The organism is Pseudomonas sp. 2725 (assembly GCF_050434585.1).
GTDB lineage: Bacteria > Pseudomonadota > Gammaproteobacteria > Pseudomonadales > Pseudomonadaceae > Aquipseudomonas > Aquipseudomonas jessenii.
The window spans coordinates 462,894-488,621 of the sequence record NZ_JBNDIV010000005.1; the positions used below are offsets into that span (position 1 = coordinate 462,894).

At 58.6% G+C, this 25,728-nt stretch carries 21 protein-coding genes and 1 pseudogene; 21 read left to right on the forward strand and 1 reads right to left on the reverse strand.

Annotation, left to right across the window (positions count from 1 at the left end):
* Positions 1-12 precede the first annotated feature (12 nt).
* The 21 genes and pseudogenes from ABIE16_RS16990 (at position 13) to ABIE16_RS17090 (ending at position 23,803) form a co-directional block, all read left to right on the forward strand.
* A complete protein-coding gene (locus ABIE16_RS16990) occupies positions 13-1,182 on the forward strand; it encodes a cupin domain-containing protein (protein ID WP_057714162.1) in 1,170 nt (389 codons plus the stop codon).
* Entirely contained in the window at positions 1,175-1,600 is a 426-nt protein-coding gene (locus ABIE16_RS16995; protein WP_150812619.1) for a GNAT family N-acetyltransferase, read from the forward strand. The genes ABIE16_RS16990 and ABIE16_RS16995 overlap by 8 nt, the downstream gene beginning before the upstream one ends.
* Positions 1,601-1,961: 361 nt before the next feature.
* Positions 1,962-2,723: a secretin N-terminal domain-containing protein gene (locus ABIE16_RS17000; protein ID WP_429521617.1), complete on the forward strand. Its 762-nt coding sequence runs from the start codon at positions 1,962-1,964 to the stop codon at positions 2,721-2,723.
* Positions 2,724-3,196: 473 nt separating this feature from the next.
* Positions 3,197-4,522, forward strand: a complete 1,326-nt coding sequence (gene aceA, locus ABIE16_RS17005; RefSeq protein WP_034146910.1) for an isocitrate lyase — start codon at positions 3,197-3,199, stop codon at positions 4,520-4,522.
* Between the two features lie 644 nt (positions 4,523-5,166).
* Entirely contained in the window at positions 5,167-5,580 is a 414-nt protein-coding gene (locus tag ABIE16_RS17010; RefSeq protein WP_003223812.1) for an NADH-quinone oxidoreductase subunit A, read from the forward strand.
* A gap of 10 nt (positions 5,581-5,590) precedes the next feature.
* Positions 5,591-6,265, forward strand: a complete 675-nt coding sequence (locus ABIE16_RS17015) for a NuoB/complex I 20 kDa subunit family protein (RefSeq protein ID WP_046037844.1) — start codon at positions 5,591-5,593, stop codon at positions 6,263-6,265.
* A 72-nt stretch (positions 6,266-6,337) separates the two neighbouring features.
* Positions 6,338-8,122: an NADH-quinone oxidoreductase subunit C/D gene (gene nuoC / locus ABIE16_RS17020; RefSeq protein WP_057714159.1), complete on the forward strand. Its 1,785-nt coding sequence runs from the start codon at positions 6,338-6,340 to the stop codon at positions 8,120-8,122.
* A gap of 2 nt (positions 8,123-8,124) precedes the next feature.
* The gene (nuoE, locus tag ABIE16_RS17025) at positions 8,125-8,622 is read left to right on the forward strand and encodes an NADH-quinone oxidoreductase subunit NuoE (protein ID WP_008020715.1); all 498 of its coding nucleotides are present in this window, start codon (positions 8,125-8,127) and stop codon (positions 8,620-8,622) included.
* Complete coding sequence (nuoF, locus tag ABIE16_RS17030; protein WP_057714158.1) at positions 8,619-9,974, forward strand: NADH-quinone oxidoreductase subunit NuoF; 1,356 nt, start codon at positions 8,619-8,621, stop codon at positions 9,972-9,974. Before nuoE ends, nuoF begins: the two co-directional genes overlap by 4 nt.
* Positions 9,975-10,109: 135 nt before the next feature.
* On the forward strand, positions 10,110-12,824 hold the full coding sequence (gene nuoG, locus ABIE16_RS17035) for an NADH-quinone oxidoreductase subunit NuoG (RefSeq protein WP_218496202.1): 2,715 nt from the start codon (positions 10,110-10,112) through the stop codon (positions 12,822-12,824).
* Positions 12,821-13,828 carry an NADH-quinone oxidoreductase subunit NuoH gene (gene nuoH / locus ABIE16_RS17040; RefSeq protein ID WP_090456620.1) on the forward strand — a complete coding sequence of 336 codons (1,008 nt, stop codon included), beginning with the start codon at positions 12,821-12,823 and terminating at the stop codon, positions 13,826-13,828. Before nuoG ends, nuoH begins: the two co-directional genes overlap by 4 nt.
* Before the next feature lie 12 nt (positions 13,829-13,840).
* A complete protein-coding gene (gene nuoI, locus ABIE16_RS17045) occupies positions 13,841-14,386 on the forward strand; it encodes an NADH-quinone oxidoreductase subunit NuoI (RefSeq protein WP_429521618.1) in 546 nt (181 codons plus the stop codon).
* A gap of 9 nt (positions 14,387-14,395) precedes the next feature.
* Positions 14,396-14,899, forward strand: coding sequence for an NADH-quinone oxidoreductase subunit J (nuoJ, locus tag ABIE16_RS17050; protein WP_053161453.1), 504 nt, complete (start codon positions 14,396-14,398; stop codon positions 14,897-14,899).
* A 2-nt stretch (positions 14,900-14,901) separates the two neighbouring features.
* Positions 14,902-15,210, forward strand: a complete 309-nt coding sequence (gene nuoK, locus ABIE16_RS17055) for an NADH-quinone oxidoreductase subunit NuoK (RefSeq protein WP_007946416.1) — start codon at positions 14,902-14,904, stop codon at positions 15,208-15,210.
* The gene (gene nuoL / locus ABIE16_RS17060; RefSeq protein WP_218496200.1) at positions 15,207-17,060 is read left to right on the forward strand and encodes an NADH-quinone oxidoreductase subunit L; all 1,854 of its coding nucleotides are present in this window, start codon (positions 15,207-15,209) and stop codon (positions 17,058-17,060) included. The genes nuoK and nuoL overlap by 4 nt, the downstream gene beginning before the upstream one ends.
* A gap of 39 nt (positions 17,061-17,099) precedes the next feature.
* Positions 17,100-18,632 carry an NADH-quinone oxidoreductase subunit M gene (nuoM, locus tag ABIE16_RS17065; RefSeq protein ID WP_057714153.1) on the forward strand — a complete coding sequence of 511 codons (1,533 nt, stop codon included), beginning with the start codon at positions 17,100-17,102 and terminating at the stop codon, positions 18,630-18,632.
* A gap of 7 nt (positions 18,633-18,639) precedes the next feature.
* Positions 18,640-20,103: an NADH-quinone oxidoreductase subunit NuoN gene (nuoN, locus tag ABIE16_RS17070; RefSeq protein ID WP_090456625.1), complete on the forward strand. Its 1,464-nt coding sequence runs from the start codon at positions 18,640-18,642 to the stop codon at positions 20,101-20,103.
* A gap of 380 nt (positions 20,104-20,483) precedes the next feature.
* Positions 20,484-20,600, forward strand: a pseudogene (locus tag ABIE16_RS17075) (PIN domain nuclease); the annotation flags it as partial.
* A 446-nt stretch (positions 20,601-21,046) separates the two neighbouring features.
* Positions 21,047-21,745 carry a glutamine amidotransferase gene (locus ABIE16_RS17080; RefSeq protein ID WP_429521619.1) on the forward strand — a complete coding sequence of 233 codons (699 nt, stop codon included), beginning with the start codon at positions 21,047-21,049 and terminating at the stop codon, positions 21,743-21,745.
* Positions 21,746-21,788: 43 nt separating this feature from the next.
* Positions 21,789-22,700, forward strand: coding sequence for a diiron oxygenase (locus ABIE16_RS17085; protein ID WP_057714149.1), 912 nt, complete (start codon positions 21,789-21,791; stop codon positions 22,698-22,700).
* 68 nt (positions 22,701-22,768) lie between these two features.
* Positions 22,769-23,803 carry a 2Fe-2S iron-sulfur cluster-binding protein gene (locus ABIE16_RS17090; RefSeq protein ID WP_429521620.1) on the forward strand — a complete coding sequence of 345 codons (1,035 nt, stop codon included), beginning with the start codon at positions 22,769-22,771 and terminating at the stop codon, positions 23,801-23,803.
* A gap of 175 nt (positions 23,804-23,978) precedes the next feature.
* Here ABIE16_RS17090 and ABIE16_RS17095 read toward each other — a convergent pair whose 3' ends face one another.
* Positions 23,979-25,721 carry an ABC transporter substrate-binding protein gene (locus ABIE16_RS17095; RefSeq protein WP_150755568.1) on the reverse strand — a complete coding sequence of 581 codons (1,743 nt, stop codon included), beginning with the start codon at positions 25,719-25,721 and terminating at the stop codon, positions 23,979-23,981.
* Positions 25,722-25,728 lie beyond the last annotated feature (7 nt).

The window sequence follows — 25,728 nt, forward strand, 5'->3', positions numbered from 1 at the left end:
AATAGGTTACACATGAATCCTGATATTCCTCTTCAACTTCTGGGCGGCATCACGGCACGGGAATTCCTGCGCGACTACTGGCAGAAAAAGCCGCTACTGATCCGCCAGGCCATTCCTGATTTCGAAAGCCCGATCGACGCCGACGAACTGGCCGGCCTGGCGCTGGAAGAAGAAGTCGAATCGCGACTGATCATCGAGAATGGCGAGCGCCCGTGGGAACTGCGTCGCGGCCCGTTCGCCGAAGATGAATTCAGCAAGCTGCCTGAAACTGACTGGACCCTGCTGGTTCAAGCCGTGGATCAGTTCGTCCCGGAAGTCAGCGAACTGCTGGAAAACTTCCGCTTTCTGCCGAGCTGGCGCATCGACGACGTGATGATCAGCTACGCTGCACCGGGTGGCAGCGTTGGTCCGCACTTCGACAACTACGACGTGTTCCTGCTGCAAGGCCACGGCAAGCGCAACTGGAAGATCGGCCAGATGTGCAACACCGAGAGCCCGATGCTGGCCCACGCCGACCTGCGCATCCTCTCCGAATTCGAAGCCACCGATGAATGGGTGCTGGAACCGGGCGACATGCTCTACCTGCCACCGCGCCTGGCCCATTGCGGCGTTGCCGTTGATGAATGCATGACCTACTCGGTCGGTTTCCGCGCACCGAGCGCCGCTGAAGTGCTGACCCACTTCACCGACTTCCTCAGCCAGTTCCTGTCGGACGAAGAACGCTACACCGACGCCGACGCCTTGCCGGCCGCCGACCCTCACCAGATCCAGCGCGACGCACTCGACCGCCTCAAAGGCCTGCTGGCCGAGCACATGAGCGACGAGCGCCTGCTGCTGACCTGGTTCGGCCAGTTCATGACCGAGCCACGCTACCCGGAACTGGTGGTGGGCCCGGAAGACGTCGAAGAAGAGGACTTCATGTCCGCCCTGGAACAAGGCGCGATCCTGATTCGCAACCCGAGCGCACGCCTGGCGTGGTCTGAAGTCGATGACGACCTGCTGCTGTTCGCCAGCGGCCAGAGCCGTTACCTGCCGGGCAAACTGCGCGAATTGTTGAAGATGATCTGCGCCGCCGACGCGCTGCACGCCGACAACCTTGGCGACTGGCTGAGCGACGAAGACGGTCGCGGGCTGCTGTGCGAACTGGTCAAGCAAGGAAGCCTGGGGTTTGCCGATGAATAAGATTCACGTACGTGTCGCAGACTGGCAGAAGGACAACGCCGAGATCCGGCGCATTCGTGAGACGGTGTTCGTCGCCGAGCAATCCGTTCCGCCCGAGCTGGAATGGGATGCCGATGATGTAACGGCCGTGCATTTCCTCGCCCTCGAAGGCGACTTTCCGATTGGCACCGCCCGCCTGCTGCCCGATGGGCACGTCGGCCGGGTGTCGGTACTCAAGGACTGGCGCGGCCTGAAAGTCGGCGATGCACTGATGCAAGCAGTGATTGGTGAAGCCGAAGAGCGCGGGCTGAAGCAGCAGATGCTCAGCGCCCAGGTACAAGCCACGGCGTTCTATGAGCGACTGGGCTTTCACATGGTCAGTGAGGAGTTCCTGGAAGCCGGGATTCCGCACGTGGACATGGTTCGCCATTCGGCATAAGGCCCAGGTGCCGCCATCGCGAGCAAGCTCGCTCCCACATTGGATTTGTGAGTTGCTGAAGATCTCAGCAACACCATCGATCCCTGTGGGAGCGAGCTTGCTCGCGATGGCGGCCTGAAGAACACCACAAAACGCCCCGCTATCTTCGGATACCGGGGCGTTTTGCTGTCTACGATTCAACTTACCCCACCCCGGGCCGACAAACTGTAGGAGCGAGCCTGCTCGCGATGGTCTTGAGAACGCCGCGGGGTGTCAGACTTCCAGCATTATCGTTCACGCCCATCGCGAGCAAGCTCGCTCCTACAAACCCCGGGCCGACAAAGTGGCAATATCAAGCCTTTAGAACGCGGAGATAACGGACATGTCCCTACGCACCCTGCTCACCACCCTACTGCTCGGCTGCAGTTTTTCGGTGCTGGCTGCCACAGAAATCATCCCCCTCAAATACCACACTAGTGCCGACCTGCTGCCGGTGGCGCAGGATTTCGTCGGCAAGGACGGACAGGTCAGCGCCTACGGTAATCAATTGATCGTCAACGCGGATCAACGCAAGATCGACGAACTTAAAGCCCTTCTCTCCCAACTCGACACCGCACCCAAGCGCCTGCTGATCACCGTCGATACCAGCGACAACAACTTCCAGGGTGACCAGGGTCATTCGGTGAACGGCGCCAAGCCAAGCCAGACCCGCATCATCAACTACACCACCGACAGTCGTGACGGCGGCATTCAGCAGGTGCAGGCCAGCGAAGGCACACCGGCGCTGATCCAGGTCGGCCAGAGCGTGCCGCTGACCAGTTCGCAGACCGATTCCTACGGCGACCTGCGCAGCCAGACCGAATACCGCAACGTCACTCAGGGCTTCTACGTCACCGCAAACGTCACCGGCGACATCGTTCATCTGTCGATCAGTACCAACCGTGACCGCATGAGCCAGGAACGTCCCGATGTAGTGAACGTACAAAGCACCGACACAACCGTCACCGGCCACCTCGGTGAGTGGATCCTGCTGGCCGGGGTCAACGGCCAGACCCAGGCCGACAATCAGGGCCTGACCCGCAGCTACTCGACCCAGAGCCGCAACGACATGACTTTGCGGGTGAAAGTCGACACCTTGGACTAAAGCACCAAAAACTGACTGACGAGTCGTATTAGACCAAAGATGTAGTGCCTTAAAAAAAGCACTACAAAACGTTTGACGAGCCAAAAAAGCGAAGGCATGATGGCCTCGCTCCCGCTAATCAGAGGCCCTGGCAAGGGCCTTCGAGGCGATGTTCGCACCTACCCCGCGAACCGCTTCGTGTCTGTACCGCCCACAAGGTGTGTTTGACGAGGTTGTCGACTGGAACGAAGTTGTCCCGAGGGACGGAAGCGTAATAGGTAACCCGGCACCACACTGATGTTCGCACCAAGGCCCACGACGCCCGAATGCGCCCGCAGTTCGCCTTTACCTGCTCACTTCCCCTCGAGCCGATCGTTCATCCCGTCGCCCTCCCCGCCGAATCCGACTTGACCGCTTAAGCTTCTGGTCAGCGAGCGCAGGAATTTTCCACCGCAGAACAACTTTTCATAAAGACGCGACGAGGTTTATCTCCCATGGCACTGACACGCGAACAGCAAATTGCAGCCCTCGAAAAAGACTGGGCTGAAAACCCGCGCTGGAAAGGCGTGACACGCACTTACTCCGCTGCTGACGTCGTCCGCCTGCGTGGCTCGGTTCAACCTGAGCACACCTTTGCAAAAATGGGCGCCGAGAAGCTGTGGAACCTGGTGACCCAGGGTGCCAAGCCAGCCTTCCGTCCTGAGAAAGATTTCGTCAACTGCATGGGCGCCCTGACCGGCGGCCAGGCTGTACAACAAGTCAAGGCCGGCATCCAGGCGATCTACCTGTCTGGCTGGCAAGTGGCTGCGGACAACAACTCCGCCGAATCGATGTACCCGGACCAGTCGCTGTACCCGGTGGACTCGGTTCCAACCGTGGTCAAGCGCATCAACAACTCGTTCCGTCGTGCCGACCAGATCCAGTGGAAAGCCGGCAAGAACCCGGGCGACGACGGTTACATCGACTACTTCGCGCCAATCGTGGCTGACGCCGAAGCCGGTTTCGGCGGCGTACTGAACGCTTACGAGCTGATGAAGAGCATGATCGAAGCAGGCGCCGCCGGCGTTCACTTCGAAGACCAGCTGGCTTCCGTGAAGAAATGCGGCCACATGGGCGGCAAGGTACTGGTTCCTACCCAGGAAGCCGTACAGAAGCTGACCGCTGCTCGCCTGGCTGCTGACGTTGCCGGTACTCCGACCATCATCCTGGCCCGTACCGACGCTAACGCCGCTGACCTGCTGACGTCCGACTGCGACCCGTACGACCAGCCATTCGTGACTGGCGAACGTACCCAGGAAGGTTTCTACAAAGTGCGCGCCGGCCTGGATCAAGCCATCGCCCGTGGCCTGGCCTACGCTCCGTACGCCGACCTGATCTGGTGCGAAACCGCCAAGCCGGATCTGGACGAGGCTCGTCGCTTCGCTGAAGCGATCAAGAAGGAATACCCGGACCAACTGCTGTCGTACAACTGCTCGCCTTCCTTCAACTGGAAGAAAAACCTGGACGACGCGACCATCGCCAAGTTCCAGCGCGAACTGTCCGCCATGGGTTACAAGCACCAGTTCATCACCCTGGCCGGCATTCACAACATGTGGCACAGCATGTTCAACCTGGCGCACGACTACGCCCGCAACGACATGACTGCCTACGTGAAGCTGCAAGAGCAGGAATTCGCTGACGCCTCCAAGGGTTACACCTTCGTGGCGCACCAGCAGGAAGTGGGCACCGGCTACTTCGACGACATGACCACCGTGATCCAGGGTGGCTCGTCCTCGGTAACCGCACTGACCGGTTCGACTGAAGAAGAACAGTTCCACTGATCTGCTTCGCCTGAGACATCAGCCGCTGCGGACCGAATAGAAAGCTAACCGCAGCGCTGCACCTCTGACGCCCCGACTGGTTCGGGGCGTTTTTTTGCCTGCGATTCAATGAGCGCCCCTCTGTAGGAGCGAGCCTGCTCGCGATGAACCTGAGGACGCCGCTGGGTTTCAGGCCCCCAGCGTCATCGTTGACCACCATCGCGAGCAGGCTCGCTCCTACAGGGGATGGTGGTGACCTGGAAAAACATTGATCCAGAGCGCTACGACCGTCAGAAAAATCCGCTAAAACGCTCTCCGCCGCTACTTGCTGTAACGCCCATATAAGACAACTTCCGGAGTATCCGAAGGATAAGCAGTTTAAAAACCAAGCCAAACAATATTGATTATCATTTAGCGCCAACTATGTTCGTTACATTCCCTACAAAACATAATTGACGAAATGCCGGCTAATGCCCAAGGCGCAAGGCCTGCGGGGCTTTTGAAGCGCGCTATGTCCTTATTCCTATAAATAATTTCGCTATAGGAATTTTACTTGCCGGGTGTTTAGCCATAAAATCAGCGGGATTGATTGCTGCGACATATCGTCACTGCTTTTGTTTCTTTTCAAGCTCAGAGACCTTTGCTCTCTGTTAAGGATTACCAGCATGCCCGAAGCGACAGGACTCATGGCCCACAACTGGGGCTTTGCCATTTTCCTTCTAGGCGTCGTCGGCCTCTGTGCCTTCATGCTGGGCGTCTCCAGCCTCCTTGGGTCAAAAGCCTGGGGCCGCAGCAAAAACGAACCGTTCGAGTCCGGCATGCTACCTACAGGTGGCGCCCGCTTGCGGCTCTCAGCCAAATTCTATCTGGTCGCGATGTTGTTCGTGATCTTCGATATCGAAGCCCTCTTTCTCTTTGCATGGTCTGTGTCCGTCCGCGAAAGCGGCTGGACCGGATTCGTCGAAGCTCTCGTTTTCATAGCAATTCTGTTGGCAGGCCTTGTCTACCTATTCCGAGTGGGCGCCCTTGACTGGGCTCCGGAAGCTCGGCGCAAGCGGCAAGCGAAGCTGAAACAATGAGGCTTTGGCAATGCAATACAATCTCACCAGGATCGACCCCGATGCTCCTAACGAGCAGTATCCGATTGGCCAGCGGGAAACCGTTTCCGATCCGTTAGAAGATCAAGTCCACAAAAACATTTTCATGGGCAAGCTCGAAGACGTGCTTAACGGCACGATCAACTGGGGGCGCAAGAACTCCCTGTGGCCGTATAACTTCGGTCTTTCGTGCTGCTACGTGGAAATGACCACCGCCTTCACGGCGCCCCACGACATCGCGCGCTTTGGCGCCGAGGTTATCCGGGCATCGCCGCGTCAGGCGGATTTCATGGTTATCGCCGGTACCTGCTTCATCAAGATGGCGCCGATCATTCAGCGTCTCTACGAGCAAATGCTCGAGCCTAAATGGGTCATCTCCATGGGTTCGTGCGCCAACTCCGGTGGCATGTACGACATCTACTCCGTCGTTCAAGGGGTGGACAAGTTCCTGCCCGTGGACGTCTACGTGCCTGGCTGCCCGCCCCGCCCTGAGGCTTTCCTGCAAGGCTTGATGCTGTTGCAGGAGTCGATTGGACAGGAGCGTCGCCCGCTTTCCTGGGTCGTTGGTGATCAAGGCGTCTATCGCGCCGAGATGCCTTCCGAGAAGGAAAAGCGCCGCGAACAGCGAATCGCAGTCACCAACCTGCGCAGCCCCGACGAAGTCTGATCCAGATCTGCTTCTTAAATAGAACGAGAACCTGGCTTCATTCTTTACGTTGACCGAAAGCGATAAATAACCATGACTACAGGCAGTGCTCTGTACATCCCGCCTTACAAGGCAGACGACCAGGATGTGGTCGTCGAACTGAACAACCGTTTTGGCCCGGAGGCGTTCACCGCCCAGCCGACCCGCACCGGCATGCCGGTGCTTTGGGTTGCCCGCGCCAAACTCGTCGAAGTCCTGACCTTCCTGCGTAACCTGCCCAAGCCGTACGTCATGCTCTATGACCTGCACGGCGTGGACGAGCGTCTGCGCACCAAGCGTCAAGGGCTGCCGAACGGCGTCGACTTCTCCGTGTTCTATCACTTGATGTCGATCGAACGTAATAGTGACGTAATGATCAAGGTTGCCTTGTCCGAGGGCGACCTCAGCTTGCCGACCGTCACCAGCATCTGGCCGAACGCCAACTGGTACGAGCGTGAAGTCTGGGACATGTTCGGCATCGACTTCAAAGGTCACCCTCACCTGTCGCGCATCATGATGCCGCCGACCTGGGAAGGTCACCCGCTGCGCAAGGACTTTCCGGCCCGTGCCACCGAGTTCGACCCGTTCACCCTGAACCTGGCCAAGCAACAGCTCGAGGAAGAGTCCGCGCGCTTCAAGCCGGAAGACTGGGGCATGAAGCGTTCCGGTCCGAACGAGGACTACATGTTCCTCAACCTCGGCCCGAACCACCCGTCCGCGCACGGTGCGTTCCGCATCATCCTGCAGCTGGACGGTGAAGAGATCGTCGACTGCGTACCGGACGTCGGTTACCACCACCGTGGTGCCGAGAAGATGGCCGAGCGTCAGTCCTGGCACAGCTTCATCCCGTACACCGACCGTATCGACTACCTCGGCGGCGTGATGAACAACCTGCCGTACGTGCTTTCGGTCGAGAAGCTGGCCGGCATCAAGGTGCCGGAGAAGGTCGACGTCATCCGCATCATGATGGCCGAGTTCTTCCGGATCACCAGCCACCTGCTGTTCCTGGGTACCTACATCCAGGACGTCGGCGCCATGACCCCGGTGTTCTTCACGTTCACCGACCGTCAGCGCGCCTACACCGTGATCGAAGCCATCACCGGTTTCCGCCTGCACCCGGCCTGGTACCGCATCGGTGGCGTCGCCCACGACCTGCCGCGTGGTTGGGAAAAACTGGTCAAGGATTTCGTCGAGTGGATGCCAAAGCGTCTGGACGAATACCAGAAAGCCGCATTGGACAACAGCATCCTGCGTGGCCGCACCATCGGTGTCGCCGACTACAACACCAAAGAGGCTCTGGAATGGGGCGTCACCGGTGCCGGCCTGCGTTCGACCGGTTGCGATTTCGACTTGCGTAAAGCACGCCCGTACTCGGGCTACGAGAACTTCGAATTCGAAGTGCCGCTGGCCGCCAATGGCGATGCCTACGACCGCTGCATCGTGCGTGTCGAGGAGATGCGCCAGAGCATCAGGATCATCGACCAGTGCCTGCGCAACATGCCGGAAGGCCCGTACAAGGCGGATCACCCGCTGACCACGCCGCCGCCGAAAGAGCGCACCCTGCAGCACATCGAAACCTTGATCACGCACTTCCTGCAGGTTTCGTGGGGTCCGGTCATGCCGGCCAACGAATCCTTCCAGATGATCGAAGCGACCAAGGGCATCAACAGTTATTACCTGACGAGCGATGGCGGCACCATGAGCTACCGCACCCGGATTCGTACCCCAAGCTTCCCGCACTTGCAGCAGATCCCTTCGGTGATCAAAGGCAGCATGGTCGCGGACTTGATTGCGTACCTGGGTAGTATCGATTTCGTTATGGCCGACGTGGACCGCTAAGCATGAACAGCACGCTTATCCAGACAGACCGTTTCACCTTGAGTGAAACCGAGCGCTCGGCCATCGAGCACGAGCTGCATCACTACGAAGACCCGCGCGCGGCGTCGATCGAAGCCCTGAAGATCGTCCAGAAGGAACGTGGCTGGGTGCCGGACGGCGCCCTGTACGCCATCGGCGAGATCCTCGGCATCCCGGCCAGCGACGTTGAAGGCGTGGCGACGTTCTACAGCCAGATCTTCCGTCAGCCAGTGGGCCGTCACATCATCCGTGTCTGCGACAGCATGGTCTGCTACATCGGCGGCCACGAGTCCGTGGTCAGCGAAATCCAGAGCAAGCTCGGCATCGGCCTGGGTCAGACCACCGCCGACGGTCGTTTCACCCTGCTGCCGGTCTGCTGCCTCGGCAACTGCGACAAGGCGCCGGCGTTGATGATCGACGACGACACGTTCGGTGATGTGCAGCCTGCAGGCGTTGCCAAATTGCTCGAGGGCTACGTATGACCCTGACTTCCTTCGGTCCGGCCAACCGCATCAAGCGTTCGGCCGAGACTCACCCGCTCACCTGGCGTCTGCGTGACGACGGCGAAGCCGTATGGCTCGACGAGTACCAGGCCAAGAACGGTTACGCCGCTGCGCGCAAGGCCTTCGCCGACATGGCCCAGGACGACATCGTCCAGACCGTGAAAGACTCCGGCCTCAAAGGCCGCGGCGGTGCAGGCTTCCCCACTGGCGTGAAGTGGGGCCTGATGCCCAAGGACGAATCCATCAACATCCGCTACCTGCTGTGCAACGCGGATGAAATGGAGCCCAACACCTGGAAAGACCGCATGCTGATGGAGCAACTGCCCCATCTGCTGATCGAAGGCATGCTGATCAGTGCCCGCGCACTGAAAACCTACCGTGGCTACATCTTCCTGCGTGGCGAATACACCACCGCCGCCAAGCACTTGAACCGTGCTGTGGAAGAAGCCAAGGCAGCCGGCCTGCTGGGCAAGAACATCCTGGGTTCGGGTTTTGATTTCGAGCTGTTCGTTCACACCGGCGCCGGGCGTTACATCTGCGGTGAAGAAACCGCACTGATCAACTCCCTCGAAGGCCGTCGCGCCAACCCGCGCTCCAAGCCGCCCTTCCCTGCCGCCGTTGGCGTGTGGGGCAAGCCGACTTGCGTGAATAACGTCGAAACCCTGTGCAACGTGCCGGCGATCATTGCCGACGGCGTGGACTGGTACAAATCGTTGGCTCGCGAAGGCAGCGAAGACATGGGCACCAAGCTCATGGGCTTCTCCGGCAAGGTCAAGAACCCGGGCCTGTGGGAACTGCCGTTCGGCGTCACCGGTCGCGAGCTGTTCGAAGACTACGCCGGCGGCATGCGCGACGGTTACAAGCTCAAGGCCTGGCAGCCTGGCGGCGCCGGTACCGGTTTCCTGTTGCCGGAACACCTGGACGCACAAATGTACGCCGGCGGCATCGCCAAAGTGGGCACCCGCATGGGTACCGGCCTGGCCATGGCGGTGGACGACAGCGTCAACATGGTGTCCCTGCTGCGCAACATGGAGCAGTTCTTCGCCCGCGAATCCTGCGGCTTCTGCACCCCTTGCCGCGATGGCTTGCCATGGAGCGTCAAGCTCCTGATGGCCATCGAGAACGGTGAAGGCCAGCCAGGCGACATCGAGACCCTGCTGGGTCTGGTCGGTTTCCTCGGCCCAGGCAAGACCTTCTGTGCTCACGCACCGGGCGCCGTGGAGCCGTTGGGCAGCGCAATCAAATACTTCCGCCATGAGTTCGAAGCCGGTATCGCGCCTGTCAGCGCCGCCGTCCCGCCTCTGGCAAGGCCGATCGTAGTCGGCGCGTAAACGCTTAAAAAGCGAAGGGCCCGCGCCCTTCGCTTTTCGTGTGATGACGCCTTTAACGGCTGTGTTGATTCACGCGGATAACAAGATTCCATTAGCCACGCCCGCTGACACCGGGCCAACGAAGAACTTTGAACCATGGCCACTATCCACGTAGACGGCAAAGCGCTCGAAGTCGATGGGGCAGACAACCTGTTACAGGCATGTCTGTCTCTGGGCCTCGATATTCCGTATTTCTGCTGGCACCCTGCCCTCGGCAGCGTTGGCGCTTGCCGCCAGTGCGCGGTCAAGCAGTACACCGACGAGAACGACACCCGTGGTCGTATCGTGATGTCCTGCATGACCCCTGCCACCGACAACACCTGGATCTCCATCGAAGATGAAGAATCCAAGGCCTTCCGCGCCAGTGTTGTCGAATGGCTGATGACCAACCACCCTCACGACTGCCCGGTCTGTGAAGAAGGCGGTCACTGCCACCTGCAAGACATGACGGTAATGACCGGCCACAACGAGCGCCGTTACCGCTTCACCAAGCGTACCCACCAGAACCAGCAACTGGGCCCGTTCATTTCCCACGAAATGAACCGCTGCATCGCTTGCTACCGCTGCGTGCGCTTCTATAAGGACTACGCCGGCGGCACCGATCTTGGTGTGTTTGGCGCCCACGACAACGTGTACTTCGGTCGCGTAGAAGACGGCACCCTGGAAAGCGAGTTCTCCGGCAACCTCACCGAGGTCTGCCCGACCGGTGTGTTCACCGACAAGACTCACTCCGAGCGCTACAACCGTAAATGGGACATGCAGTTCTCGCCGAGCATCTGCCATGGCTGCTCCAGCGGTTGCAACATCTCCCCGGGCGAGCGTTACGGCGAGCTGCGTCGTATCGAAAACCGTTTCAACGGTTCGGTGAACCAGTACTTCCTGTGCGACCGTGGCCGTTTCGGCTATGGCTACGTCAACCGCGAAGACCGCCCACGCCAGCCGCAGCTGGCGGGCGGCACCAAGCTGAGCCTCGACGAAGCGCTGGACAAAGCCGCCGACCTGCTGCGCGGTCGCAACATCGTCGGTATCGGTTCGCCCCGCGCCAGCCTCGAAAGCAACTACGCGTTGCGTGAACTGGTCGGTGCCGAGCACTTCTACTCCGGTATCGAAGCTGCCGAGCTGGAGCGCATCCGCCTGGTCCTGCAAGTGCTCAAAGACAGCCCGCTGCCAGTACCGAACATGCGCGACATCGAAGACCACGACGCCGTGTTCGTCCTCGGTGAAGACCTGACCCAGACCGCTGCGCGCATGGCCCTGTCCCTGCGTCAATCGGTTAAGGGCAAGGCCGAAGACATGGCCGACGCCATGCGCGTCCAGCCTTGGCTCGACGCCGCGGTGAAGAACATCGGCCAGCACGCGCTGAACCCGCTGTTCATCGCCAGCCTGGCTGAAACCAAGCTCGACGACATCGCGGAAGAATGCGTTCACGCCGCTCCAGACGACCTGGCCCGCATCGGTTTCGCCGTGGCTCACGCCCTCGACGCCAGCGCTCCAGCCGTTGAAGGCCTGGATGCTGAAGCACTCGAACTGGCCAAGCGCATTGCCGACGCCCTGCTCGCTGCCAAGCGTCCACTGATCATTGCCGGTACCTCGTTGGGTTCCAAGGCGTTGATCGAAGCTGCTGCGAACATCGCCAAAGCGTTGAAACTGCGCGAGAAGAACGGTTCCATCAGCCTGATCGTGCCAGAGGCCAACAGCCTCGGCCTGGCCATGCTCGGTGGCGAATCGGTCGACGCCGCGCTGCAAGCCGTGATCGATGGCCGTGCCGACGCCATCGTCGTGCTGGAAAACGATCTGTATACCCGTACCGACAAGGCCAAGGTCGATGCCGCCCTGACCGCCGCCAAAGTACTGATCGTCGCCGACCATCAGAAGACTGCCACCAGCGATCGCGCGCACCTGGTTCTTCCAGCCGCCAGCTTCGCTGAAGGCGACGGCACCCTGGTCAGCCAGGAAGGCCGCGCCCAGCGCTTCTTCCAGGTCTTCGATCCGAAGTACATGGACGCGAGCATCCTGGTTCACGAAGGCTGGCGCTGGCTGCATGCCCTGCGCGCGACCCTGCTGAACCAGCCGATCGACTGGACCCAACTGGACCACGCCACCGCCGCCGTCGCTTCCAGCACTTCGATCCTGAATCGCATCGTCGATGCCGCACCGTCCGCCGCGTTCCGCATCAAGGGCATGAAACTGGCCCGCGAACCGCTGCGTTACTCCGGTCGTACCGCCATGCGCGCCGACATCAACGTGCACGAACCGCGTGCCCCGCAAGACAACGACACCGCGTTCAACTTCTCGATGGAAGGTTACTCGGGCTCGGTCGAACCGCGTCAGCAAGTGCCATTCGCCTGGTCTCCGGGCTGGAACTCGCCGCAAGCCTGGAACAAGTTCCAGGACGAAGTCGGTGGTCACATCCGCGCTGGCGACCCGGGCACCCGCCTGATCGAAAGCAGCGGTGACTCGCTGAACTGGTTCGCCAGTGTTCCGCGCGCGTTCAACCCGGCCCAGGGCACCTGGCAGGTCGTGCCGTTCTTCCACCTGTTCGGCAGCGAAGAGAACTCTTCGAAAGCCGCTCCGGTTCAGGAACGCATCCCGGCCGCCTACGTGTCGCTGGCCAAGTCCGAAGCCGACCGCCTGGGTGTCAATGACGGCGCGATGCTGAGCTTGAATGTCGCTGGCCAGACCTTGCGTCTGCCGCTGCGCATCAACGAAGAGCTGGGCGCCGGTCTGGTGGCACTGCCTGCGGGCATCGCCGGCATTCCGCCAGCAATCTTTGGCAAATCCGTTGACGGTCTGCAGGAGGCAGCTCAATGACCTGGTTCACTCCTGAAGTGATCGACATCATCATCACGGTCCTCAAGGCCGTGGTGATTCTGCTCGCCGTGGTGGTTTGCGGTGCCCTGCTGAGCTGGGTCGAGCGTCGTCTGCTTGCCCTCTGGCAGGACCGTTACGGTCCGAACCGCGTCGGTCCGTTCGGCGCATTCCAGATCGCCGCCGACATGATCAAGATGTTCTTCAAGGAAGACTGGACGCCTCCATTCGCCGACAAGATGATCTTCACCCTGGCACCGGTAGTCGCCATGAGCGCCCTGCTGATTGCCTTCGCGATCATCCCGATCACCCCGACCTGGGGCGTGGCGGACATCAACATCGGTATCCTGTTCTTCTTCGCCATGGCTGGCCTGTCGGTCTACGCGGTGCTGTTCGCCGGCTGGTCGAGCAACAACAAGTTCGCCCTGCTGGGCAGCTTGCGCGCCTCGGCGCAGACCGTGTCGTACGAAGTGTTCATGGGCCTGTCGCTGATGGGCATCGTGATCCAGGTCGGCTCGTTCAACATGCGCGACATCGTTGAATATCAAGCGCAGAACCTGTGGTTCATCATTCCGCAGATCTTCGGTTTCCTGACCTTCTTCATCGCTGGCGTGGCCGTGACTCACCGTCACCCGTTCGACCAGCCGGAAGCGGAACAGGAACTGGCAGACGGTTACCACATTGAATACGCCGGCATGAAATGGGGCATGTTCTTCGTCGGCGAGTACATCGGCATCGTGCTGATCTCGGCGCTGCTGGTGACCTTGTTCTTCGGTGGCTGGCACGGTCCGTTCGGCATCCTGCCGCAGATCCCGTTCATCTGGTTCGCACTGAAAACCGCGTTCTTCATCATGATGTTCATCCTGTTGCGCGCTTCGATTCCGCGCCCACGGTATGACCAGGTGATGGATTTCAGCTGGAAGTTCTGCCTGCCGCTGACCCTCGTCAACATGCTGGTGACCGCTGCGATCGTGTTGCTCAACACGCCCGCCGTCGCGGCTCAGTGAGGATAGAGAATCATGAAGTACATATTTGACATCGTGCATGGCTTCTTCACCCAGCTTCGCAGCCTGGTGATGATTTTCGGCCACGCCTTCCGCAAGCGCGACACGCTGCAGTACCCGGAAGAACCGGTCTACCTGCCGCCGCGCTACCGTGGTCGTATCGTCCTGACCCGCGACCCCGACGGCGAAGAGCGTTGTGTAGCCTGTAACCTGTGCGCCGTGGCGTGCCCGGTCGGTTGCATCTCGCTGCAGAAAGCTGAAACCGAAGACGGTCGCTGGTACCCGGACTTCTTCCGCATCAACTTCTCGCGCTGCATTTTTTGCGGCCTCTGCGAGGAAGCCTGCCCGACCACCGCGATCCAGCTGACACCGGATTTCGAAATGGCCGAGTTCAAACGTCAGGACCTGGTTTACGAGAAAGAAGATCTGCTGATCTCCGGCCCCGGCAAAAACCCTGATTACAACTTCTATCGTGTTGCAGGTATGGCGATTGCCGGGAAGCCGAAAGGCTCCGCGCAGAACGAAGCCCAGCCGGTCAACGTGAAGAGCTTGCTGCCTTAAGGAAGAAAGATGGAATTCGCTTTCTATTTCGCATCGGGTATCGCTGTGGTGTCCACGCTTCGCGTGATCACCAACACCAACCCTGTGCACGCCCTGCTCTACCTGATCATTTCGCTGATTGCCGTGGCGATGACCTTCTTCGCCCTCGGCGCGCCGTTCGCCGGCGTCCTGGAAGTGATCGCCTACGCTGGCGCCATCATGGTGCTGTTCGTGTTTGTGGTGATGATGCTGAACCTTGGCCCGGCCTCGGTTCAGCAAGAGCGCGTCTGGCTCAAGCCCGGTATCTGGGGCGGCCCGGTGCTCCTCGCTGCGCTGCTGCTGGTGGAACTGCTGTACGTGCTGTTCTCCCACCAGACCGGTGAAGCCATCGGCCACACCACCGTAGACGCCAAGGCCGTGGGCATCAGCCTGTTCGGTCCGTACCTGCTGGTGGTCGAACTCGCCTCGATGCTGCTGCTCGCCGCAGCCGTCACGGCGTTCCACTTGGGCCGCAACGAAGCCAAGGAGCAATGACGATGCCTGCTATCCCCATGGAGCATGGTCTGGCGGTCGCCGGCATCCTGTTCTGCCTCGGTCTGGTCGGCCTGATGGTCCGCCGCAACATCCTTTTCGTGCTGATGAGCCTGGAGGTCATGATGAATGCCTCCGCGTTGGCGTTCATCGTTGCCGGAAGCCGCTGGGCACAGCCGGATGGACAGATCATGTTCATCCTGGTGATCAGCCTGGCAGCCGCCGAGGCCAGTATCGGCCTGGCGATCCTGCTGCAACTGTATCGCCGCTTCCACACGCTCGATATCGACGCTGCCAGTGAGATGCGCGGATGAATCTTCTCTATCTGACTTTCCTGTTCCCTCTCATCGGTTTCCTGCTGCTGGCGTTTTCTCGCGGCCGTCTCTCGGAAAACCTTTCGGCGCTGATCGGCGTCGGTTCCGTCGGCTTGTCTGCCATCGTCGCGGCTTACGTGATCTGGCAATTCAATGTCGCACCACCTGAAGGCGGTCACTACACCCAGGTGTTGTGGCAGTGGATGGCGGTGGAAGGCTTCACGCCGAACTTCGCCCTGTACCTGGACGGCCTGTCGCTGACCATGCTCGGTGTGGTGGTTGGCGTCGGCTTCCTGATCCACCTGTTCGCGTCCTGGTACATGCGCGGTGAAGCCGGTTACTCGCGCTTCTTCGCCTACACCAACCTGTTTATCGCCAGCATGCTGTTCCTGGTGCTGGGCGATAACCTGTTGTTCCTGTACTTCGGCTGGGAAGGCGTGGGCCTGTGCTCCTACCTGTTGATCGGTTTCTACTACAGCAACCGCAACAACGGTAACGCCGCACTCAAAGCCTTTATCGTGACCCGTATCGGTGACGTGTTCATGGCCATCGGCCTGTTCATTCTGTTTGCCCAACTGGGCACGCTGAACGTTCAGGAACTGCTGGTGCTGGCTCCGCAGAAATTCCAGTCCGGCGACTTCTGGATGGTCATGGCCACCCTGATGCTGCTCGGTGGTGCTGTCGGTAAATCCGCGCAACTGCCGCTGCAAACCTGGCTGGCGGATGCGATGGCCGGTCCTACCCCGGTTTCGGCACTGATCCACGCCGCAACCATGGTGACCGCTGGTGTCTACCTGATCGCCCGTACCCACGGCCTGTTCACCCTGGCGCCGGAAATCCTGCACCTGGTGGGCATCGTCGGCGGTGTGACCCTGGTCCTGGCTGGCTTCGCAGCCCTGGTTCAGACCGACATCAAGCGTATCCTTGCCTACTCGACCATGAGCCAGATCGGCTACATGTTCCTGGCCCTGGGCGTCGGTGCCTGGGATGGCGCGATCTTCCACCTGATGACCCACGCCTTCTTCAAGGCCCTGCTGTTCCTTGCGTCCGGTTCGGTGATCGTTGCCTGCCACCACGAGCAGAACATCTTCAAGATGGGCGGTCTGTGGAAAAAGCTGCCACTGGCCTACGCCAGTTTCATCGTCGGCGGCGCGGCCCTGGCGGCCCTGCCACTGGTAACCGCAGGCTTCTACTCCAAGGACGAAATCCTCTGGGAAGCGTTCGCCAGCGGCAACAACGGTCTGCTCTACGCAGGTCTGGTCGGCGCATTCATGACTTCGTTGTACACCTTCCGCCTGATCTTCATCGCGTTCCACGGTGAAGCGAAGACCGAAGCCCACGCCGGTCACGGCATCGCTCACTGGTTGCCACTGTCGGTGCTGATCGTACTGTCGACCTTCGTCGGCGCGATGATCGTTCCACCGCTGCACGGCGTACTGCCGCAAAGCGTCGGCCATGCCGGCGGCGAAGCCAAGCACAGCCTGGAAATCGCCTCGGGCGCCATTGCCCTGGCCGGTATCCTGCTGGCCGCATTGCTGTTCCTCGGCAAGCGTCGCTTCGTCACCGCCATCGCCAACAGCGGCATCGGCCGTATCCTCTCGGCCTGGTGGTTCGCTGCCTGGGGCTTCGACTGGATCTACGACAAACTGTTCGTCAAGCCGTACCTGGCGATCATCCACATCCTGCGCAAAGACCCGCTGGACCAGACCATCGGTCTGATCCCGCGAATGGCCAAAGGCGGTCACACCGCCCTGAGCCGTACCGAGACCGGTCAACTGCGTTGGTATGCCGCCTCGATGGCTGCTGGTGCCGTGCTGGTTATCGGCGCCGTCGTGCTGGTAGCGGTCTGATATGAACCTTGCGAACTTGCGAAAGGAATTGAGCCCGTCATGATTCTGCCTTGGCTAATCCTGATCCCCTTCATCGGCGGCCTGCTGTGCTGGATGGGTGAGCGCTTCGGCGCCACCCTCCCCCGCTGGATTGCGCTGATCACCATGTCCCTGTTGCTCTCCCTCGGCCTCTGGCTGTGGGCCAACGGTGATTATTCATTTGCCCCGGCGCCTGGCGCCGACCCGACCTGGGCGCTTGAGTTCAAGCACGTCTGGATCCAGCGCTTCGGCATCAACGTGCACCTGGCCCTCGACGGCCTGTCGCTGTTGATGATCATGCTGACCGGTCTGCTGGGTGTCCTCTCGGTACTCTGCTCGTGGAAAGAGATCCAGCGTCACGTGGGCTTCTTCCACCTGAACCTGATGTGGATCCTGGGCGGTGTCGTCGGTGTGTTCCTCGCCCTCGACCTGTTCATGTTCTTCTTCTTCTGGGAAATGATGCTGGTGCCGATGTACTTCCTCATCGCGCTCTGGGGTCACAGTTCTTCGGACGGCAAGAAAACCCGGATCTACGCGGCGACCAAGTTCTTCATCTTCACTCAGGCTTCCGGCCTGATCATGCTGGTGGCGATCCTGGGTCTGGTACTGGTCAACTTCAACGACACCGGCGTGATTACCTTCAACTACGCCGACCTGTTGAAAACCAAGATGTCGACGACCACCGAGTACATCCTGATGCTCGGCTTCTTCATCGCCTTCGCGGTGAAGCTGCCAGTCGTGCCGTTCCACTCCTGGTTGCCTGACGCTCACGCCCAGGCGCCGACTGCAGGTTCCGTCGACCTCGCCGGTATCTTGCTGAAAACCGCTGCCTACGGCCTGCTGCGTTTCGCCCTGCCGCTGTTCCCGAATGCGTCGGCCGAGTTCGCGCCGTTCGCCATGACCCTGGGTCTGATCGGGATTTTCTACGGTGCGTTCCTGGCGTTCGCGCAAACCGACATCAAGCGTCTGATTGCCTTCTCGTCCGTTTCCCACATGGGCTTCGTTCTGATCGGCATCTACTCCGGCAGCCAACTGGCTCTACAGGGCGCGGTGATGCAGATGCTGGCGCACGGTCTGTCGGCAGCGGCACTCTTTATCCTGAGTGGCCAGCTGTACGAACGCACCCACACCCGCGACATGCGTGAAATGGGTGGCCTGTGGTCGAAGATTGCTTACCTGCCGGCCCTCAGCCTGTTCTTCGCCGCTGCGTCCCTGGGCTTGCCGGGTACCGGCAACTTCGTCGGTGAGTTCCTGATCCTGATCGGCACCTTCCCGATCGCTCCATGGGTCACCATCATCGCGACGTCCGGCCTGGTGTTCGGTTCGGTCTACTCGCTGATCATGATCCATCGTGCCTACTTCGGCCCGGCCAAATCGGACGCGGTACTGCATGGCATGGATGGTCGCGAACTGATCATGGTGGCCGGTCTGGCAGCGCTGCTGATTTACATCGGCGTCTATCCACAACCGTTCCTCGATACCTCTGCCGCTACGATGCATGGCGTGCAGCAATGGCTCGGCACCGCCTTCACTCAACTCGCTTCGGCCCGGTAAGAGCGCTATGGAATTCACGACTCAACACTTTATCGCGCTAGCGCCGCTGTTGATTACCAGCGCCACGATCATCGTGGTGATGCTGGCAATTGCCTGGCGCCGCAACCACTCCCAGACCTTCCTGCTGTCGGTGGCGGGTCTGAACCTGGCGTTGCTGTCGATCCTGCCAGCCTTGAAGGTCGCGCCATTGGCTGTGACCCCACTGCTGCAAATCGATAGCTTCGCTTGCTTGTACATGGCGCTGATCCTGGTCGCCACCCTCGCTTGTGTCACCCTCGCCCACGCCTACCTCGGCGATGGCGGCACGGGTTACCCGGGCAACCGTGAAGAACTGTACCTGCTGATCCTGATGTCCGCCGCCGGTGGCCTGGTGCTGGTCAGCGCACAGCACCTGGCCGGGTTGTTCGTCGGTCTGGAACTGCTGTCGGTGCCGGTCTACGGTCTGGTGGCCTATGCCTTCTTCAACAAGCGCTCGCTGGAAGCCGGTATCAAGTACATGGTGCTGTCGGCCGCCGGCTCCGCGTTCCTGTTGTTCGGCATGGCACTGCTGTACGCAGACTCGGGTTCCCTGAGCTTCGTCGGCATCGGTCAGGCGCTGGCGGCTACCGGTCTGCCAAGCTCGTTGGCACAACTGGGCCTGGGCATGATGCTGATCGGCCTGGCGTTCAAGCTGTCGCTGGTACCCTTCCACCTCTGGACACCGGACGTTTACGAAGGGGCCCCGGCGCCGGTTGCCGCGTTCCTGGCGACCGCTGCCAAAGTGGCTGTGTTCGCGGTCATGGTGCGCCTGTTCCAGATCTCCCCTGCTGCAAGCAGCGGCGTCCTGAGCAACGTGCTGACCATCATCGCCATCGCGTCGATCCTGTTCGGTAACCTGCTGGCCCTGACCCAGAGCAACCTCAAGCGTCTGCTGGGTTACTCGTCCATCGCCCACTTCGGCTACCTGCTGATCGCCCTGGTGGCGAGCAAGGGCCTGGCCGTGGAAGCCATCGGCGTGTACCTGGTCACCTACGTGATCACCAGCCTCGGTGCTTTCGGTGTGATCACCCTGATGTCCTCGCCGTACAAAGGCCGTGACGCAGACGCCCTGTACGAATACCGCGGCCTGTTCTGGCGCCGTCCGTACCTGACCGCCGTGCTGACCGTGATGATGCTGTCCCTGGCCGGTATCCCGCTGACCGCGGGCTTCATCGGCAAGTTCTACATCATCGCCACCGGCGTCGAGTCCCATCAGTGGTGGCTGGTTGGTTCGCTGGTATTGGGCAGTGCCATCGGCGTGTTCTACTACCTGCGAGTGATGGTCACCCTGTACCTGATCGAGCCAAACCTGCGCCGCGTCGACGCTCAATTGCACTGGGAACAGAAGGCAGGCGGCGTGATGCTGCTGGCCATCGCGGTACTGGCTTTCTTCCTCGGCCTGTACCCACAACCGCTGCTGAACCTGGTTCAACAGTCGGGCCTGGCGGGTTGATCGCTTAGAGCCATTCAGTAGTAAACAGAAACGGCACCTTCGGGTGCCGTTTTTGCGTTTGTAGGATATGTTACCGGCGCGCTCCCCTCCTCCGACAATCCCCGAAAGCTCACGCGGGATTACCCGCCTCGTCCTACATCCAGCAATGAGCACTTGGTTCTATCTTGAATGACTTCTAGATTGATAAACCAATGCGAGAACTAACAATAAAAAGTGAGATTTTTTTCCGAAATCGTAGAGGGTTTCGATGCCTTTGCTGCCGAACGCAAAGGTAATGTCGGGCAGCGAATCGGAACGAGGAAAGGCAAATTGGTGCTTCCAGAAGATTTTGACGCGCCACTACCAGTTGAAATGCTTGATGTTTTTGAAAGCACTCACGAATGAGGCTTCTACTCGACACGCGTAATTTACTCTGGACACTCAGTGATGATCCGCAGCTTTCGGGTAAAGCCAGAAAGCTCATTGAGAACGCTGCCGACATTTATGTCAGCGCAGCGGATGGCCTGTTCGCGAGCCTGCTCCGGGGGCGATCCGGGGGCACTGGCCAAACAAGACGGCACCTCCGAGTGGCGTTTTTGCGTTTGGTTTTTTTAAGATCGATGCCCACCTTATTGCCGGAGAATATCTGTATGTCCCATCAGAAATCGCCGACAGCAAGAACCAAGCATTGCAAGCAGCTATTGATTCAGGTTTCCGAAGGGATGCTTCCCATGTGAACGTCAGTTCTTGTCACATATATTCAATCTTTATTCGGCGCTTGCATCACGCCCCCCTAAAGACTGAGTCAGAAAGTCCTCGCATTCATAGTGAATTGAGGCCGGCGACGGATAAAAACCCAAACAAATAGAAATGTTATTGCATAATTCTTACATTTTGCCGTTCGACAACACCTGAGTACCGAGTTTAATTTATCGCCCAGATCAACTACAAGAAACGGGCCACAATGAAAAACGCACTCGTGATTCGACACTTAAACTTTGAAGATCTTGGCACACTTGAACAGCCGTTGATTCAACGCAACTATAATATTCATATTATTGATGCCACTTCGGAAGAGCTGCAGGCAGTTGATCCCATAACGCCTGATCTGATGGTGATATTGGGAGGGCCGATCGGTGCTTATGATGAAAAAAAATACCCATTCATAGAAAATGAAATTGCACTTATCAACGCACGTTTGCAAAGCAACAAAAAAACGTTGGGAATCTGTCTTGGTGCCCAGCTGATAGCGAGGGTGTTGGGAGCCTCCGTTTATCCAATGGGGCACTTGGAGATTGGCTTCAGCCCTTTACAGTTGAGTAATGACGCACACCCTTCCTGCCTTGATCTATTGAACGACGATGTCGCCGTATTGCATTGGCACGGAGATCAATTCGACATCCCCAAAGGAGCTCATCACTTGGCGAGCAGTAAACTCTGTGCCAATCAGGCGTTTAGTGTCGGCAAAAACATACTGGGTCTACAGTTCCACCTGGAAATTGATCCTGACCGCTTTGAACAATGGCTGATCGGTCACGCAGCCGAATTGAACATGGCCTCAATTGACCCTCGCGACTTGCGTCGACAGATAGCTTTACACGGTAAGTCATTGAAAACCGTTGCCCTGAAAATCATTTCAAACTGGCTCGACCTGCCACTCTAACAAAGCTCATCTGGCCGACTATTTAGAACAAAAGGTAACTATCATGAACACTCACGACATTCAAACTTACTCGGTTGCACAGATGCTCGAAAAACTTTCGGTGCTTTGGAGCACCCGAGCCGCAGTCAATAACAAACAACCTACTTATTCCGAGCTAGCCTTCGATCCCGGCAAAAACGACTTTTGCGAGAGCTTGCTTCCCTTCAGAAATCACCCTGCCTGGATCGAAGCCTCTCCCGAAATGAAATCAACATGCCTTTCCTATGCATGGATCATCTATAACCTGAAAACCATTTACATCGAATGCGACATCGTCACGCCAGCTTGCGAGGACATCATCAAAACGCCACCCAGCGCAACAAGGAATCGAGCATTGCTTCAGGAGTCCATCTCCGAAGCACTGCTTGACGAAGCACTGCACACCAAGATGTCGGTCACCGCATGCAACTACATTTATCACCACAGAGATCTTGCACACCTGAATTTCACCGACTTCAACCTGATCAAATGGAAGAATTGGGTGCTATCGTCCTGTTCTGCCGAATGGGAGCGCAGACTCACTCGCTTCGGTATCGCCTGCGCCAGTGAAACGCTGATTACGGACTATCTTAAAACGCTGGCCGAAGACAGTTCCGTTCAAAGCATTTGCCATCAAGTCACCAAGACCCATGCGATGGATGAATGGAGTCATTCCAGTGTATTCAGTTATGTAGCGGCAGATCTGATATCGACGCTATCTCAACATGAAAAAACGCATTTAAAGGCCATTATTAAAAAAACCGTATCAATGTTTGCAAACAATGAAATGGGGGCGTGGGAAATGGCATTTTCTCATGCTCGCCTGCCTCGCTATGCGGACATCATCCACGACACGGCAACACTTGGCGAAGTCAACGTTTACACCGAGTCGGTCGACAAATTGCTAAGCAGAATAGGTCTCGAAGAAACCCACTGATATCAGTTGGCACTTCTTGAACAACTCATTAAAAACGTACTTATCTCTTTACCATGAAGGGGACGACCATGGAGCGGCTTACGTTCTTGAGTTGCGAGAAAATCTCAGATGCAGCAACCAACACGAAGACTTACCTGCTGCGATTGCCCCAATGCATTGAACCCAATGAATTAAAGCCGGGACGATATATTGCGATCAATCATCCAGACCGCTCTGGCACGGCACAACAACGTAATTACTCGATCACGGCGGTGCGAGATATCAATCAAATTGAAATCACGGTCAAGCGCACCGGCAACAATGGAGTATCGGACACTTTGTATTCGAACGTCGGCTGCGGATCACTCCTTTGTTTTTCCAACGTTGGTGGCAACATCACTTCGGACAGTATTATCGCCTACCGGCATGTCTTGATGCTGGCAGGCGGTATCGGCATCACATTGCCGATCGCGCTGATCCGTAGCCTTGTCGAGCTTGAAAGCAAAGATAAACCCATTCCCAGAGTAACGCTGCTGGTTAGTTCACCTACGATTGCGAGCATACCTTTCCTCGCGGAACTCCTCGCCTTAGCGTTTCGATCGAACTGGTTCAACGTTCGTTTTTTTATTACTCGAGAATCAATCGATACACACTCTCACCACTTTACCGGAGGACGGCTGGTTAAACTTTCCTTACCGGATTCAGTTCCCGTCGACGCGGCAGTCATTTGCGGCAGCCATGGCTTTTCCGTCGCCCAGCAGGTATTGGTCAAGGAGCTGAACAACAACATCCCCTGTTACATCGAAGCGTTCAGCAGCATGGAACAATCAGGACCGGCAGCCGAACACAGCCCGCTGACCACTGTCTGTGCTCGATCAAATCAGCAGGACCACCATTTCCAGGTCAGTAGTGGACAAACGCTGCTTGATGCGTTGGAAGCCAACCAGGTACCCATCCGCAGTCAGTGTCGCTCAGGCATCTGTGGCAGTTGCAGGATCAAGGTTATTTCCGGGGCATGCAAAAGAGCGCCTGACTTCTCGCTCAGCACTGCGGAACTGGAGTCGGGCTACGCATTGGCTTGTTGCACATATGCCGAGGGTGGCGAGCTCTCAATTGAGATCTGACCGGCTTGCACGAACCGAGGGTGGCGCGGTGATCTGAACTATCGACATCGTTTCAACGACGTTTTCGCTGCGATGCGGCGACCCAACAAGCCAACTTGCTGGCGAATGCGGTGACACAAGCAACTATAAAAAACGGCACCTCCCGGTGCCGTTCGCCTTTCACAACTCCAGTGCTTTACTTGCGCGCCGCCTCCCACGATTTCAGCAGTTCGGCGTAGCTCACGGTTTCACCCTTAGGCTTTTCGTTCGCCAGTTTCGGCTTCGGTGCGCCCGGTTGGTCGAACCAGTATTGCGCATCGCGCTCTGGATTCATTTTCGGGGCGCAGGTGGCTTGTGCCTTCGAGCGTTCCAGACGGGTCATGATTGCGTCCTGATCCTTGGCCAGGCCATCCAGCGCCTCTTGCGGGGTTTTCTCGCCGCTGGCGGCTTCGGCGATGTGGCTCCACCACAACTGCGCGAGGCGAGGATAATCAGGCACGTTGGTCCCGGTCGGGGTCCATTGCACGCGGGCCGGGCTGCGGTAGAACTCCACCAGGCCACCGAGTTTCGGCGCCAGGTCGGTCATGGCCTGGGAGTTGATGTCCGATTCGCGGATCGGGGTCAGGCCGACGATGGTTTTCTTCAGCGACACGGTTTTCGAGGTCACGAACTGCGCGTACAGCCAGGCCGCCAGTTTTTGTTTCTCAGGCGTGGACTTCATGAATGTCCAGGAACCCGCGTCCTGATAACCGAGCTTCATGCCCTCTTCCCAATATGGACCTTTCGGCGAAGGCGCCATGCGCCATTTCGGCGTGCCGTCGGCGTTCATCACCGGAAGGCCAGGCTTGGTCATGTCGGCGGTAAATGCGGTGTACCAGAAGATCTGCTGGGCAATGTTGCCCTGGGATGGCACGGGACCTGATTCGGAGAAAGTCATGCCCGCCGCTTCCGGTGGCGCGTACTTCTTCATCCAGTCAACGTACTTGGTGGTCGCATACACTGCTGCCGGGCCGTTGGTGTCGCCACCGCGGGTCACGCTGGAGCCGACCGGATGACAATCCTCGACGCGGATCCCCCACTCGTCCACCGGCAAGCCGTTAGGTATGCCTTTATCGCCAGCGCCTGCCATGGAGAACCAGGCATCGGTGAAACGCCAACCCAGCGACGGGTCTTTCTTGCCGTAATCCATGTGCCCGTAAACGCGCTTGCCGTCGATTTCCTTGACGTCTTCGCTGAAGAATTTGGCGATGTCTTCATAGGCCGACCAGTTCACCGGTACGCCCAACTCGTAGCCGTACTTTTCCTTGAACTTGGCTTTCAGGTCCGCGCGTTCGAACCAGTCGGCGCGGAACCAGTACAGGTTGGCGAACTGCTGGTCGGGCAATTGATAGATCTTGCCGTCCGGCGCGGTGGTGAAGGAGATGCCGATGAAGTCCTTGATGTCGAGGGTCGGCGAGGTGAAGTTCTTGCCCTCGTTGGCCATCAGGTCGGTGATCGATTCGGTCTTGCCGTAACGGAAGTGTGTACCGATCAGGTCCGAGTCGTTGACCCAGCCGTCATAGATGTTCTTGTCCGACTGCATCTGGGTCTGCAGCTTTTCCACCACGTCGCCTTCCTGCAGCAGGTCGTGGGTCAGCTTGATTCCGGTGATCTCGGTGAAGGCCTTGGCCAGTACCTTGGACTCATACTCGTGGGTGGCGATGGTTTCCGACACCACCTTGATGCTCATCCCGCGAAACGGCTCCGCCGCCTTGATGAACCACTTCAGTTCTTCCAGTTGTTGATCAGCCGTCAGGGTGGACGGCTTGAATTCACTGCCGATCCATTTCTTCGCCGCGTCTTCATAGGCATCAGCCCAGGCAGATGCGCTCAAACCGCTGAGTGCCAGCATGGCTGCCAATGAAATGCTATGTCGCAGCTTATTGTTTTTGTCGAACATAGAGACC

Bases quoted from the DNA above. Each gene is read 5' to 3' on its own strand.
- ABIE16_RS16990 (WP_057714162.1), top strand. From the start codon at position 13: ATGAATCCTGATATTCCTCTTCAACTTCTGGGCGGCATCACGGCACGG.
- ABIE16_RS16995 (WP_150812619.1), top strand. From the start codon at position 1,175: ATGAATAAGATTCACGTACGTGTCGCAGACTGGCAGAAGGACAACGCC.
- ABIE16_RS17000 (WP_429521617.1), top strand. From the start codon at position 1,962: ATGTCCCTACGCACCCTGCTCACCACCCTACTGCTCGGCTGCAGTTTT.
- aceA (WP_034146910.1), top strand. From the start codon at position 3,197: ATGGCACTGACACGCGAACAGCAAATTGCAGCCCTCGAAAAAGACTGG.
- ABIE16_RS17010 (WP_003223812.1), top strand. From the start codon at position 5,167: ATGCCCGAAGCGACAGGACTCATGGCCCACAACTGGGGCTTTGCCATT.
- ABIE16_RS17015 (WP_046037844.1), top strand. From the start codon at position 5,591: ATGCAATACAATCTCACCAGGATCGACCCCGATGCTCCTAACGAGCAG.
- nuoC (WP_057714159.1), top strand. From the start codon at position 6,338: ATGACTACAGGCAGTGCTCTGTACATCCCGCCTTACAAGGCAGACGAC.
- nuoE (WP_008020715.1), top strand. From the start codon at position 8,125: ATGAACAGCACGCTTATCCAGACAGACCGTTTCACCTTGAGTGAAACC.
- nuoF (WP_057714158.1), top strand. From the start codon at position 8,619: ATGACCCTGACTTCCTTCGGTCCGGCCAACCGCATCAAGCGTTCGGCC.
- nuoG (WP_218496202.1), top strand. From the start codon at position 10,110: ATGGCCACTATCCACGTAGACGGCAAAGCGCTCGAAGTCGATGGGGCA.
- nuoH (WP_090456620.1), top strand. From the start codon at position 12,821: ATGACCTGGTTCACTCCTGAAGTGATCGACATCATCATCACGGTCCTC.
- nuoI (WP_429521618.1), top strand. From the start codon at position 13,841: ATGAAGTACATATTTGACATCGTGCATGGCTTCTTCACCCAGCTTCGC.
- nuoJ (WP_053161453.1), top strand. From the start codon at position 14,396: ATGGAATTCGCTTTCTATTTCGCATCGGGTATCGCTGTGGTGTCCACG.
- nuoK (WP_007946416.1), top strand. From the start codon at position 14,902: ATGCCTGCTATCCCCATGGAGCATGGTCTGGCGGTCGCCGGCATCCTG.
- nuoL (WP_218496200.1), top strand. From the start codon at position 15,207: ATGAATCTTCTCTATCTGACTTTCCTGTTCCCTCTCATCGGTTTCCTG.
- nuoM (WP_057714153.1), top strand. From the start codon at position 17,100: ATGATTCTGCCTTGGCTAATCCTGATCCCCTTCATCGGCGGCCTGCTG.
- nuoN (WP_090456625.1), top strand. From the start codon at position 18,640: ATGGAATTCACGACTCAACACTTTATCGCGCTAGCGCCGCTGTTGATT.
- ABIE16_RS17080 (WP_429521619.1), top strand. From the start codon at position 21,047: ATGAAAAACGCACTCGTGATTCGACACTTAAACTTTGAAGATCTTGGC.
- ABIE16_RS17085 (WP_057714149.1), top strand. From the start codon at position 21,789: ATGAACACTCACGACATTCAAACTTACTCGGTTGCACAGATGCTCGAA.
- ABIE16_RS17090 (WP_429521620.1), top strand. From the start codon at position 22,769: ATGGAGCGGCTTACGTTCTTGAGTTGCGAGAAAATCTCAGATGCAGCA.
- ABIE16_RS17095 (WP_150755568.1), bottom strand. From the start codon at position 25,721: ATGTTCGACAAAAACAATAAGCTGCGACATAGCATTTCATTGGCAGCC.